General features: G+C 70.1%; 13 protein-coding genes. 6 read left to right on the top strand and 7 right to left on the bottom strand.

The window, feature by feature from the left end:
* The first annotated feature begins 17 nt into the window (after positions 1-17).
* Entirely contained in the window at positions 18-581 is a 564-nt protein-coding gene (locus WG923_RS13660) for a hypothetical protein (RefSeq protein WP_340351522.1), read from the top strand.
* A 9-nt stretch (positions 582-590) separates the two neighbouring features.
* Here the strand turns inward: WG923_RS13660 and WG923_RS13655 are convergent, their stop codons facing one another.
* From WG923_RS13655 to WG923_RS13640, 4 genes are all read right to left on the bottom strand, one after another.
* A complete protein-coding gene (locus tag WG923_RS13655; RefSeq protein ID WP_340351521.1) occupies positions 591-851 on the bottom strand; it encodes a hypothetical protein in 261 nt (86 codons plus the stop codon).
* Positions 852-1047: 196 nt separating this feature from the next.
* On the bottom strand, positions 1048-2415 hold the full coding sequence (locus WG923_RS13650; protein ID WP_340351520.1) for an efflux transporter outer membrane subunit: 1368 nt from the start codon (positions 2413-2415) through the stop codon (positions 1048-1050).
* On the bottom strand, positions 2408-5545 hold the full coding sequence (locus tag WG923_RS13645; RefSeq protein ID WP_340351519.1) for an efflux RND transporter permease subunit: 3138 nt from the start codon (positions 5543-5545) through the stop codon (positions 2408-2410). Before WG923_RS13645 ends, WG923_RS13650 begins: the two co-directional genes overlap by 8 nt.
* Before the next feature lie 11 nt (positions 5546-5556).
* Complete coding sequence (locus WG923_RS13640; protein ID WP_340351518.1) at positions 5557-6747, bottom strand: efflux RND transporter periplasmic adaptor subunit; 1191 nt, start codon at positions 6745-6747, stop codon at positions 5557-5559.
* Positions 6748-6908: 161 nt separating this feature from the next.
* On the opposite strand from WG923_RS13640, the gene WG923_RS13635 reads away from it, so the two are divergent.
* Both WG923_RS13635 and WG923_RS30420 read left to right on the top strand, forming a co-directional pair.
* Positions 6909-7091 carry a DUF1127 domain-containing protein gene (locus WG923_RS13635; protein WP_340351517.1) on the top strand — a complete coding sequence of 61 codons (183 nt, stop codon included), beginning with the start codon at positions 6909-6911 and terminating at the stop codon, positions 7089-7091.
* Positions 7092-7103: 12 nt separating this feature from the next.
* A complete protein-coding gene (locus WG923_RS30420; RefSeq protein WP_445322926.1) occupies positions 7104-7469 on the top strand; it encodes a cytochrome c peroxidase in 366 nt (121 codons plus the stop codon).
* A gap of 3 nt (positions 7470-7472) precedes the next feature.
* Here the strand turns inward: WG923_RS30420 and WG923_RS13630 are convergent, their stop codons facing one another.
* From WG923_RS13630 to WG923_RS13620, 3 genes are all read right to left on the bottom strand, one after another.
* Positions 7473-8039 (bottom strand): MerR family transcriptional regulator, encoded by a 567-nt coding sequence (locus tag WG923_RS13630; protein WP_340351516.1) that lies wholly within the window; start codon positions 8037-8039, stop codon positions 7473-7475.
* 247 nt (positions 8040-8286) lie between these two features.
* Complete coding sequence (locus WG923_RS13625) at positions 8287-8565, bottom strand: hypothetical protein (protein WP_340351515.1); 279 nt, start codon at positions 8563-8565, stop codon at positions 8287-8289.
* A 226-nt stretch (positions 8566-8791) separates the two neighbouring features.
* Positions 8792-9703, bottom strand: coding sequence for a LysR family transcriptional regulator (locus tag WG923_RS13620; RefSeq protein WP_340351514.1), 912 nt, complete (start codon positions 9701-9703; stop codon positions 8792-8794).
* Between the two features lie 100 nt (positions 9704-9803).
* Between WG923_RS13620 and WG923_RS13615 the strand changes: the two genes are divergently transcribed.
* The 3 genes from WG923_RS13615 (at position 9804) to WG923_RS13605 (ending at position 12500) form a co-directional block, all read left to right on the top strand.
* Positions 9804-10526: an SDR family oxidoreductase gene (locus tag WG923_RS13615; protein ID WP_340351513.1), complete on the top strand. Its 723-nt coding sequence runs from the start codon at positions 9804-9806 to the stop codon at positions 10524-10526.
* Positions 10527-10538: 12 nt separating this feature from the next.
* Positions 10539-11207: an NAD(P)H-dependent oxidoreductase gene (locus tag WG923_RS13610; protein ID WP_340351512.1), complete on the top strand. Its 669-nt coding sequence runs from the start codon at positions 10539-10541 to the stop codon at positions 11205-11207.
* Positions 11208-11543: 336 nt separating this feature from the next.
* Positions 11544-12500: a GlxA family transcriptional regulator gene (locus WG923_RS13605; RefSeq protein WP_340351511.1), complete on the top strand. Its 957-nt coding sequence runs from the start codon at positions 11544-11546 to the stop codon at positions 12498-12500.
* Positions 12501-12614: the final 114 nt, after the last annotated feature.

The raw sequence follows: 12614 nt of genomic DNA, 5'->3' as shown, positions 1-12614 counted from the left end.
AACACGCACTCCGCACCATGGCCGCTGTCCTCGGCACCGCCGTTCCGGATCAGCACCGCCGACCCGAGCGCCCGCGGCGGACTCGCAGCCTGCTCGTGCAGGCTCAATTCGGGGTCACGGCAGCGAGCGTGGTTGCCATCTTCTTCACGGTCGTGGCGCATCACGTGTACCGGTTCGAATTCAGGCAACTTGCCGCCTTCTGCTTGCCGGTGCTGACGGTGTTCTTCGCCTTCACCTCGCTGCTCTACATGCGCGGAAGATCCCTCGCTCCCGGCCGGGACCAGTTCAGGACCTTGTTCGCCGCCGAACGGTCCATGCGAGCCACGCTGCACTACCTGACGGGCATCGTGCTCGGGACCAGTCTGTACGGATTGCTGCGCGCAGTGTCCTTCAACTTCGACCCTTCGGACCCCACGGCGGACGGACTGTGGCTGGTGCTGTTCCTGGCGCCGTATGCGCTGATGCAGATGGGTTTCCTGCTGTTCATCAGTGCGGCGTGGGTGATCCTGCCGCAGTTCCTGCGTCCCGGTTCCCCCCTTCAGGTCGGGCGCAGGATCGGACGCCAGGTCGGCAGGCGCTGACGGCTTGCTTCACGCAGCGGCGGCGAAGGATCTGCTCCAGGCCACCAGACCAGAGTGGCTGCCGGTCGCTTGCTGGCTGGCGCGCACCCGGATCGGGCGGCGACGCTGCGCGACCGAGCTGCCAGGCTTCACCTGCTTGAGCGTTCGGCCGGGACTGCGGTCGGTCACGACAGGCGTGGATGCGGGAGCCGAGAGCCGCTCCAGGATCGGACAGCACGAGCGCTCGTCGCCCGCACAGTCCTCCACCAGCGCGGCGAGCGTGGTGCGCATCGCATCCAGCTCGGTTCATGGTCATTCATTCCTTCTGGCTTTCGGGACCTTCAGGGGCGAACTGTGGATCCGTGGCGAAATGGCCGCCATGTCGCGGATCCCACGTTTTCTGCCATGTTTTCAAGGACGTGCGTGCCGCCGCATGGCCGCGGGCCTTCCCGCGGTGGCGGCGTCACGCCCGGGCCGCGTCCGCCCGTCAACCAAGGGGCGTGATACCACCCAGTCCCTTCAGTACGGCCACAAAGTGCTGCCGCTGGAGCATGAGGGCCTCGGCCAAGGCGCGCTGCGCCTGCCGGGCCGTGCGTTGTGCGTCCAGCAGTTCCAGCAGGTCGCTGGCCCCGCCACGGTAGCGCGCGCCGGCGAGGCGCTCGGCATCGGTGGCATGCGCCGCCTGTCGATGCAGCGCCTGCAGTTGCCGCTGGCCGGCGTCGTGGCGCGCCATTGCGTTGGCGACCTCTTCGGTCGCGAGCAGCAGCCGCTGCTCGTACGCCGCGAGGACCTCCTTCTGGCCGGCGGTGGCGGCGTCGAGCCGCGCCTGGATGCGCGGACGGTCGAACAGGGGTGCGAACAGCGAAGGCGACCCCAGCCAGGACAGGCTGCCGCCGCTCCCCAATCCGGTGAACGATCCGGCGATGAAGCCGAGCACACCCGTGATGGTGAGCCGCGGATAGAACTCGGCGCGCAGCGCCGAAACATCCAGCGCGCGTGCGCGCAGCTCCGATTCGAGCTGGCGGATGTCCGGGCGGTGCGCAAGCCATTGCGCGCCGTCCGGGATGCGCAGGGCCATCATCGACGCCGGCTGGCGATCGGGCGTGCGCAGCTCGAAGCCCGTCGGCGAGGTACCGGTCAGCACGGCGATGCGGTGCAGCGCTACGCGCTCCTCCGCCTCGTGCCCCGGGATTTCCGCCTGTGCCGCCTCGCTCTCTGCGGCAGCCCGCGCCTCGTCGAGTGGGCGCGCGAGCCCTGCGGCGAGCCGCGTCCGCACCAGGCCCAGCGTCTGCACGCGATTGGCGTGAACGGTGCGGGCGAGCTGCAGTTGCTCGCGCGCTCCGATGAGCGAAAAGTACGCGTGCGCGATCTCGCCGGCTACGGCCAGCCGCACGGCATCGAGCTGCGCTTGACTCGAACGCACACGCTCGGAGGCCGCGCCGGCCTGGTCGCGCTGGCGCCCGAACAGGTCGGCTTCCCAACTGAACTCCAGCAGGGCACCCACGCTGTCGCCGCGCCGCTGCGCGCGGCCCATCCCCGGTGCTTCGCTTTCGCTGGCCTGCGCGGCGCGCGCCTGCAGGCCGACCGAGCCGCTGGGGCCCAAGGCGGCCCGCGCCCCCGCCAGCAACGCCCGCGACTGCGCGATGCGGGCCTGCGCCTGCGCGACGTCGAGGTTGGCGGCCAGGCCGCGCTCGACGAGTGCGGAGAGTTGCGCATCTCCGAGCATCGACCACCAGCCGGTTTGCTGCACGGCGACAGGCGCAGGAGCGAAGGGCTCGGCGGCCTGGACAGCGAAGGCGGGCGAGACGAGCAGTGCGGCAGCGAGGGCAACGGCAGACAGCAGGGTCTTAGGCATGACGGATCTCCGGGCTGGAAGGCAGGACGGGGGAGGAAGCGCTGCGACGCTGCAGCAGCACGTAGAAGAGGGGCGTGAACAGCAGGCCGGCCACGGTGACGGCAGCCATGCCGGCCGCCACCGCCACGCCGACCGCATGGCGCATCTCGGCGCCGGCGCCGGCCGCGAACACGAGCGGCAGCACGCCCATCACGAAGGCCAGTGAGGTCATGAGGATCGGGCGCAGGCGCAGCCGCGCCGCTTCCATCACGGCGGCCGTCGGCGCGAGGCCTTCCTGCTGGCGGCGGCGGGCGAACTCCACGATCAGGATCGCGTTCTTGGTAGCGAGCCCGATCAGCACCACGAAGGCGATCTGCGTGAACAGGTTGTTGTCGCCCCCGGAGGCCCACACGCCCGCCAGCGCGCCCAGCAGCACGGCAGGGACGATGCCGAGCACCGCGGCGGGCAGCCACCAGCTGCCATAGGCGGCGGCGAGGATCAGGAAGGCCAGCGCCACGGCCAGCGGAAACACGAGCAGGCCGCTCGACCCTTCGCGCATCTGCTGGTAAGTCAGGTCGGTCCACTCATGGGCGAAGCCTTCCGGCAGTTCCTTCGCCAGGATCTCCTGCATGGCGGCAACCGCCTCGCCTGCGCTCACGCCCGGTGCGGGGCCCCCGGAAAGATCGGCCGAGGCATGGCCGTTGTAGCGGCTGATCGGGTCGGGACCCATCGCCGTGCGCACGTTCACGAGCGTCGACAGCGGCACCATCTGGCCCGTGCCATTGCGCGTCCACAGCCGTGAGACGGCCTCGGCGTCCGCGCGGAAGGCGGCGTCGGCCTGCACGTTGACCTGCCAGGCCCGGCCGAGGTAGTTGAAGTCGTTCACGTACAGCGAACCCAGGTAGACCTGCAACGCCTCGGCCAGTGCGTTCATGGGAACGCCCATGGCCTTGGCCTTCTCGCGGTCGATCTCCACCGCGAGCTGCGGCACCTGCGCCTGGTAGCCGGACATGAGGCCAGCCAGCCGCTTGTCCTGGCCTGCTGCGGCCATGACCCGTTGCAGCGCCTTCTCCAGTTCCTGCGGGCCAAGGCGTGCCTTGTCCTGGATCTGCAGCTTGAAGCCCCCGGTCTGGCCCAGGCCCGGCACCGGCGGGGGCGGGAAGATCGCGACGAAGCCTTCGTCGATGGCCCCGAATTTGCCGTTCAGGGCACCGGCGATGGCACCGGCCGACAGCGACTTGCTGTTGCGCCGTTCGAACGGGTCGAGCATCGCGAAGACGACCGCGGCGCTGGGGCTGTTGACGAACCCGTTGATCGACAGGCCCGGAAAGGCGACCACGCTCTCCACCCCGGGCTGCTCCAGGGTGATGCGGGTCATTTCCCGCGTGACGGCCTCCGTGCGGTCCAGCGATGCACCGGCTGGCAGCTGCACGATGCCCACCAGGAAATACTTGTCCTGCGCTGGCACGAAACCCGTCGGCATGGCGCGGAAGGCCAGCACCGTCAACGCGAGCAGCGCGGCATACAGGAGCAGCAGCCGCGCGCTGCGGCGGACCGCTTGCCCGGTGAACGCGGCATAGCGGGCGGCGAGCGAGTCGAAGCCGCGGTTGAAAGCGCCCAGCCACCGGGCGAGCCGGCCCTGCACCGGCGCGTGCGGCTTCAGCAGCAGGGCGGCGAGCGCGGGGCTCAGGGTGAGCGAGTTGACGGCGGAGAGGATGGTGGAGATCGCGATGGTCAGCGCGAACTGGCGGTAGAACTCGCCCGAAAGCCCGCCCATGAAGGCGGTCGGGATGAACACCGCGGCGAGCACGGCGGTGATCACCACGATGGGCCCGGTCACTTCCTGCATCGCACGCACCGCGGCATCGCGCGGCGCCAGTCCCCCGGCCAGGTGGCGTTCGACGTTCTCCACCACCACGATCGCGTCGTCCACGACGATGCCGATCGCCATCACCAGTCCGAACAGCGACAGCGTGTTGAGGGAGAAACCGAGCAGCTGCATGACGGCCAGCGTGCCCACCAGGGAGACCGGAACGGCCGCGATCGGGATCAGGGCGGCGCGCCAGTTCTGCAGGAACAGCAGCACCACCACCACCACCAGCACGATGGCTTCGCCCAGCGTCTGCAGCACGTTGGCGATCGAGGCGCGCACGAACAGCGTCGGGTCGTAGGCGACGCGGTGCGTGATGCCTTCGGGAAAGCCCTTCTGCAGTTCCTGCATCTCGGCGCGAACGGCGCGGGCGACCTCCAACGCACTGGCGGACGGGTCCTGCGTGATCTGCAGGGCCACGGCGGGCTGGTTGTCCAGCAGGCTGCGCAGGCTGTACTGGCTGGCGCCCAGCTCGATGCGCGCGACGCTGGAGAGTTTCAGCGGCTCGCCATGGGCGCCGGTCCGCACCACGATGTCCCGGAACGCTTCGGGGGCGGCAAGCCTGCCGGTCACGGACAGCGGCAGTTGCTGGCGAGAATGTGCGTCCGGCTGCCCGACCGAGCCCGCCGCAACCTGCATATTCTGCTCGCGGATGGCGGCGACCACGTCGCCGGCGGTGAGTCCGTAGGCCAGCATGCGCTCCGGGTCGAGCCAGACGCGCAGGCTGTATTCGCCCGCACCCCACACCGCCACCGTGCGCACGCCGGGCACGCGCAGCAGGCGGTCGCGGATGTTCAGCTGGGCGAAGTTGGACAGGTGCAGCAGGTCGTAGCGCTCGCCGGGCGAGACGAGGTGCACCACCATCAGCATGTCGGGAGAGACCTTCTCGGCGACGACGCCCATGCGCTGCACTTCGGCGGGCAGCCGCGAGAGCGTGCGGGCGATGCGGTTCTGGACCTCGGTTTCGGCCCGCGCTGCATCCGTGCCCTGGGCGAACGTCAGCGTCAGCGCATAGCGGCCGTCGCCGGAAGATTGCGAGCTCATGTACTGCAGGCCCGACAGGCCGTTCAGCTCCGTCTCCAGCGGCGTGGCCACCGTGTCGGCGATCACCGCCGGATTCGCGCCCGGGTAGCCGGCGGTCACGTTGACCGTCGGCGGCATCACCGAGGGATATTCGGTCAGCGGCAGCTGGCGCATGGCGGCCAGGCCGGCCAGCAGGATCAGAAGCGACAGCACGATCGCGACGATCGGCCGGTCGATGAAGATGCGGGCGAATTTCATGCGGGCGCTCCTCAGCTCTTGGCAGGGTTCGAGGCCTGGGCCTGGGCGGCGGCGGGGGCTGGCTGGACCTGCACTTTCATGCCGGGGCGGATCTTCATGAGCCCGGACACGATCACCTGTTCCCCGGGCTGCAGCCCGGAAGCGACGGCCCGCAGCTCGCCGTGCGCCGCGCCGGCCTGCACAGGGCGATAGGCCACCTGCTGGTCCGCCTGGACCACCAGCACGAAGCGCTGGCCCTGATCGACACCGATGGCCTTTTCAGGCACCAGGAGCGTGTCGCTCGCGGTCCCTGCGAGCTGCACCCGCACGAACTGGCCCGGCACCAGGCCGGCGGGTGGCGTGTCGAGCCGCGCGCGCAGCCGCAGCGTGCCCGTGGTGCCTGCCATCTCGTTGTCGATGAAGTCGACGGGAGCGGTGGCAAGCACGGATCCGCCCTGCGAGTCGAGCACACGCGCCTGCCATTGGCCCGACTTGCGTTGCGTGGCGATCTGCCGGATCAACGCGGCGTCGCCGATGTCGAAGTACACGTGCAGCGGAGCGGTGGCGGACAGATTGGCGAGCGGCTGGCCGGCGCCAGCGGCCACGTAGTTGCCGGCGGTGACCAGCGCGCGGCCGATGCGCCCGTCCACCGGGGCGCGAATGATGGTGAACTCCCGATCGAGCGCCGCGGCATCCAGTGCGGCTTGCGCCGCGGCCGAGCGCGCCGCGGCTTCCGCGTGCGCGGCCGTCCGGCGCTCCACCTCTTCCACGGAGATGGCCTGGTCGACAGCCAGCCGCTCGGCGCGCTCGCCCTCGCTGCGCGCCAGCGATTCCCTGGCGCGCGCAAGTTGCAGTTCGGCGCGAGCGCGTTCGACGGCGACGTCGAAGGGGCGCGAGTCGATCCGGAACAGCGGCTGGCCGGCCCGTACCAGTTCCCCTTCGCGGAACAGCACGGCCTCGATAGGACCGCCGACGCGCGGACGGATCTCGACGCGCTGTGCGGCCTCGACACGGCCGACCTGCGCGAACTGCGGCTTCACTGCGCGCTGCTGGACGGCGGCGACCTGCACCATCGGCAGCGGCGCGGCAGCCGGTGCGGATCCCGCGCCGGCCGCGCCGACGGCCGGCTGGCAGGCGACGATGGCGACCGTCGCCAGCAGCGACAGCGCGAGGGTGAGGCCGCTCCTGGCGTACGAAGCGAGCGGGGTGGGGCTGGGGGGCATCTCGGTCTCCGGTGCGTGGGGAAGCCCGAATGCTCCGGATTGACACGATGGGAAGGTCAACACCCTCGGCGGGCTGGCATCGCCCTTGACCTTGACATCGCGGGAAGGCTGAACCTTGCGGCGCGGTCGCATCGACCGAACCCTCATCGCAAGGAGCCTCCATGAACGCCGTCCTCACCCGCCTTGCTGCTGCCTGGCAGCGCTTCACCTCGAGCCTGGAAGAAGCCCGTCGCGCGCGCCGCGCCCTGCGCGAGCTGGCGCAGATGGATTCGTACGCCTTGCGTGACCTGGGCATCTCGCACGTGGCGCTGGCCACCGCGGCTCGTATCGATGGGCACGCCTGAAGGAGCTGTGACATGAGCCACGTCCCGACCCCTCGCCGCCAGCGCCTGAGTGCCAACGGCCAGGTGGCCTGCGCCACGTGCCACCTCCCGAACCAGCTGTTTCAGGACGGCGCCGCGCTCGCGAAGGGCGTCGGCACCACCCGCCGAGTACGAGGCGGTATTCGGCAAGCTGCCCGACCTCTCGGGCCTGCCGGCGCACGCCGGGCCCGTACAGGCCGTGGAAGCGAACGCGGCCTGGGATGCACTGCCCGCCGGGCGCCGCGATGCCGTCAGTGGCGTCTTCGCGAATGGGAAAGGCGACAGCTCGTGGCCTTCCTGGGAACGCTCAGCGGGCCGTTGCGCGAGGATGCGAAGTGGCTCGAAGAACCGGCGGGATGAGGCTCATGGGCCCAGGCCGCGGCTCCATGCCATGAGCCCCGCGTGCGGTGCGGTGGCGGCCGCAGGGGGTTGAGTCTCGCGACCACTCTTTCGGGCGGGCGCCTTCGAGCCCGCCCGAACCTCCTTCAGATTCTTGCTTGCCGGGCGCTCGGGAGCCGCGCTCGGCTGCGGGCCGGCTGCGGACAGCTGTTCCAGGATCGCACAGTGAGGGTCATCATCCCCCTTGCACAAGTCCACGAGGTGCGACAGCGTGGTGCGCATCTCATCGATCTCGCGCTGTCGCTCTTCCAGGTCCTTGAGTTGCAGCCGCGCGAGTTCCTTCACCTCGCGGCTCGCCCGGTGATCGTCACGCCACAGGGCCAGGAGCGATTCGATCTGCTTCATCGCGAAGCCGAGCGCCCGGGCCTGGCGAATGAAACGAAGCATCGCCACTTCTTTCGGCGAATAGAGGCGATACCCGGACTCGTTGCGTTGCACGTCGGGGATCAGGCCGAGCGACTCGTAATGCCGGATCATCTTCGGCGTCACGCCGGCGGCGACCGCCGCTTCGCCGATATTCATGTGCGCCATGGGGCCCTCCGGGGCAAGAGCGGTGTGGACCGCCAATGTCAGCGCACCCCGGATGCCTGTCAAGCGGCCCGCGTGGTAGCACTGGTGCGCCGCACGGCAGAGGGCGGCCTTCCCAACAGGCGTACGAAGCCTCGCCGCATGCGCCCGGCGTCCCCGATTGTGGTGGGTTCGAGTTCCCGTGGCTTGCGGGCGAGCGCAGTGCAGCCGGACCCCCGAAAGTACGGGCGGTCCGGCCGTACTCGAGCCATCAATACAGCTCGTGGGCGGCGTGGCTGCGCGCCGTCTGGATCCCCTCGCTACGGACCTCGGCGCGGGTCCGGGCCGAGCCGCTGGCCTGTTGCCTGTTCGCCGCGTATTCGTCGAAACGCAGCGTGCCCTTGGCCTTCGCGTCGGCGACGGCAGCCTTGACTTCCGAGCGGGACATCGACCCGATGAAGGGCGTCCGGTTCGCCTGTTCGTCGGCAGCTTCGTTTGCGAAGGCGGCGGCGGACGACAGCAGCAGGATCGCGATGATGGACTTGTTCACGATGGGACCTCTCCAGATTGGGACCAGCTTTCGGCTGGATTCCGGCGGATCTCGGAAGAAGATCGACTCACCGGAATGGAACGAAGTCTCAGGATTGACACGATGTCAACGTCAAGGGCACCGTACCTGGCCTGCGCATATCACCGGGGCCGTCATTCCCGTCGATGGCGGGCCGCCTCTGGGCTGGATGTAGCGCGTCCGATCCACGTCCGCCCCGCGCGCGGCATCAGGCTGCAGCGACCGTTTCGCGCAGCACCTCCCGCAGCCACTCCTGCGCCGGATCGGCATGGGCGCGCGGATGCCATGCCATCGCCACGCTGAACCCGGGCACTTCGCAGGGTGGCGAGAGCACGGCCAGCCGGGCGCTCCAGCGCCGCGCGAGCCGCGCCGGCACCGTGGCGACCAGGTCGGAGCTCTCGATGAGGGCCGGCACCAGCAGGAAGCTGTTGATGGAGATCTGCACCGTGCGGCTGCGGCCCATCGCCTGCAGCGCATCGTCCACAGCCCCCGAGAAGCCGCCGCCCGCCGGCGACACCATCGCATGGGACAAGGCACAGAAGGTGTCGAGGTCGAGCGGCCGCTGCGCGGCGGGATGGTCCCTGCGCAGCACGCACAGGAAGCTCTCTTCGTACAGCTTGCGCGCATGCAGCGTGGGTGGGATCGCGCCTGGGGTGTGCAGCAGCAGGTCCAGCTCTCCGGCGGCCAGCAACTCGGCGACGTCGCGCAGGTCGGCCGCCTGCATCGCCAGCTGGCAATGGGGTGCCTGCACCCGCAAGCGGGCGGCCAGCGGTGTGGTCGCGATACTGTGGATGGCGTCGGTGGCGGCAATGCGGAAGCGCTCATGCGCGGTCAGCGGATCGAAGCCGCGGCCGCTGGCCAGCAGGCCCTGCACCCCCGCCAGCAGCTCGCGCAGCGGTTCGCGCAGCGCCTCTGCGCGCGCGGTGAGCGTCATGCCGCGAGGTGAAGAGGGCACCAGCAACGGGTCGCCGAAGGCCTCCCGCAGCTGCCTGAGCTGCGCCGACAGCGCGGGCTGGGACAGGCCCAGCCGCGCGGCAGCCCGCGTGACGTGCCGCTCGGCCAGCAGGGCGTCGAGGGAGACGAGCAGGTTCAGGTCCAGGCGGGGGAGCAGCGGTTCCATCAGCTGTTTGGATGATCGCTATAACGACGATCCATTTTACGGATTGAGCGGGCATCCCTACATTCCCTCCATCGCATCACTTTCCAGACCGGAATTCGCCATGTCCCTCGCACAACAACGCATCCTCATCATCGGCGGCTCCAGCGGCATGGGGCTGGCCAGCGCCCGGCGGCTGATCGGCGCCGGCGCCGACGTGTTCATCGCCGGCCGCGACGCCGGCAGGCTGCAAGCCGCGGTGCAGTCCCTCGAAGGGAAGGCTGTCGGCATCGCCGCCGACACCGCGGATCCCGCCTCCCTGGCCGCCCTGATGGATCGGGCCGGCCGCCTGGACCACCTCGTCCTGGCCGCCGGCGGCACGCCCGCCTGGGGCCCTTTCGCCCAGACTTCTGCAGAGGCGCTGCGCCGGGCCATCGATTCCAAGCTGATCGGCTACTGGCAGTCGCTGCAGGCCGCGCTGCCCCGCCTGCGCAAGGATGGCTCGGTGGTGATGCTCACCGGTGCGGCGTCGCGCGTGGCCATGAACGGCACGGCCGGACTGGCGGCCGTCAACGGCGGCATCACGCAGATGGCCCAGACCCTGGCGCGCGAGCTGGCGCCGCTGCGCGTCAACGTGGTCTCGCCCGGCCTGGTCGATACGCCGGCCTACGACGGCATGCCGGCGGAGGCCAAGGCCGGCATGTTCGCCGCGGCGGCGAAGTCCCTGCCGGTGGGCCGCACGGGCCGCAGCGAGGACATCGCCGGCGCGGTCGAACTGCTGATCGCCAACACCTTCGCCACCGGCGTGCTGCTCGACCTGGACGGCGGCGCGCGCATGCCGCTGTGAGGTGAAGCCGGCATGAACGTCTTCATCGTCCTCGCCCATCCCGAGCGCCGCAGCTTCAACGGCGCCATGTTCGACACGGCGGTCGAAACCCTGCGCGGTGCGGGCCACGAGGTCGCCACCAGCGACCTCTACCGCATGGGCTTCGATCCGGTCTCCAGCCGCCGCAACTTCACCACCGTGCACGACGCCGACTACCTGAAGCTGCAGGCCGAGGAGCTGCACGCCAGCGAGCACGCCGGCTTCGCTGCCGACGTCGAGGCGGAGATCGCCAAGATGGAGGCCGCCGACCTGATGATCTGGCAGTTCCCGCTCTGGTGGTTCGGGCTGCCGGCCATCCTCAAGGGCTGGGTCGACCGCGTGTTCGCCATGGGCCGCACCTACGGCGGCGGGCGCATCTACGACAACGGCACCTTCCGCGGCCGGCGCGCGCTCCTGTCGCTGACCACCGGTGGCCCGGCACCCGCCTACGAGGCCGGCGGCTTCAACGGCGACCTCGAGGCCATCCTGCGGCCCATCCACCGGGGCATGCTGGCCTTCCAGGGCTATTCGGTGCTGGCGCCGCAGGTGAATTTCGCAGCGGCGCGCGTCGACGACGCGCAGCGCCAGGCCTGGCTCGCGGCGTGGGCGCAACGTCTCATCGCCATCGACGGCGAGCAACCCATCGAAGTCGGAACGTATTGAGGGACCCCATGACAAGCAGGATCCTCCTCACCGGCGCCAGCGGCGGCTTCGGCAGGCGCACCGTGCTCGCCCTCCTGCAGCGTGGCCATGCCGTGGCCGCCTCGATGCGTGACATCGGCGGCAAGAATTTGAGCGCGTCGACGGCTGCGCCACGCGCTGCACGATGCGCGTCAAGGCGCTTGCGCAAGTGCAGCATGCGGCTTTGCGCTAGATGAAGAGCCTGCTACGGAAAAAGTAGCAGGCTTTTTGCTTTCGATCCGCCGGCCGGTGCCTTGCCGGGTGGCGTCGGCACGCTGTAGGCTTTCGTGTTCCTGCTCCAGGCTCGAGGTCCCGATCGTGAATGCCCGCTCGCAGCGCTTCGGATTTCTCGTGGTCCCCGACTTCTCGCTCATCGCGCTGAGCTCGGCGGTGGACCCGCTGCGCATCGCCAATGGCGTCCTGGAGCGCAGGGCCTTCGAGTTCGTCGTCGTGGCCTCCAGCCGGGAGCCCGTGTCTTCCAGCGACGGCATCCGCGTCGTGCCGGACTGCAGCATGGCCGACGCGGACGACTTCGACGCCGTGTTCGTCGTCGGCCCGAATCCGCTGCCGCAGCGCGGCTACGGCGAGACCACCGCGTGGCTGCGGCGCATGGCCGCGCGGGGCGCCGCCCTGGGCGGCATCGACACGGGCAGCTACTTCCTGGCCAGGGCGGGGCTGCTCAAAGGCTACCGCTGCACCATCCACTGGGAAGACCGCGATGCGATGCTGGAGGACTTTCCCGGCATCGAGGTTTCGGACCAGCTCTTCGAGATCGATCGCGACCGCTATACGTGCAGCGGCGGTGTCAGCCCGCTGGACCTGATGACGAAGCTGCTGAGCCAGCCTCCGGGCAGCCGCACCCTGGCCGAGCAGGTGAGGGACCTGCTGGTGGCCCAGCCCCGCAGCACGGAGGACAAGCAGGTGGTGCCGCTGCGGCACCGCCTGGGCGGCAGCCATCCGCTGGTGGTGTCCGCCCTGGAGTTGATGGAGAACAACCTGGAGGAGCCGCTGCGCCCGGCCGAGATCGCCCGCTGCCTCGGCATCTCGCGGCGCCAGCTGGAGCGCCTGTTCGACGAGCAGCTGGACGTCTCGCCGGCGCGCAAGTACCTGCAGCTGCGGCTGGAGCGGGCCCGCACGGCGCTCCTGCGCAGCACGCGCGCGGTGGAGGACATCGCGCAGTCCACGGGCTTCGTTTCGATGTCGCACTTCATCACGCGCTACCGCGAGGCGCACGGCTGCACGCCCGCGGCCGATCGCGCGCGCCGGCGGGCCTGAGGACAGGCGGGAAAACCCCGAGGGTCGCTGTCGCAATCGGGAAACGCCAGGTCGCACCCGCCAAGCGGCGCACACTGGGCTGCATCACCATCGGCCCAGCCGTCCGCGGCCCAG

The sequence above is a fragment of the Ramlibacter sp. AN1133 genome (assembly GCF_037890035.1).
Classification (GTDB): Bacteria; Pseudomonadota; Gammaproteobacteria; order Burkholderiales; family Burkholderiaceae_C; genus Ramlibacter.
The sequence above is the reverse complement of the archived record's forward strand: the minus strand, read 5'-3'. Positions and strand labels throughout refer to the sequence as shown.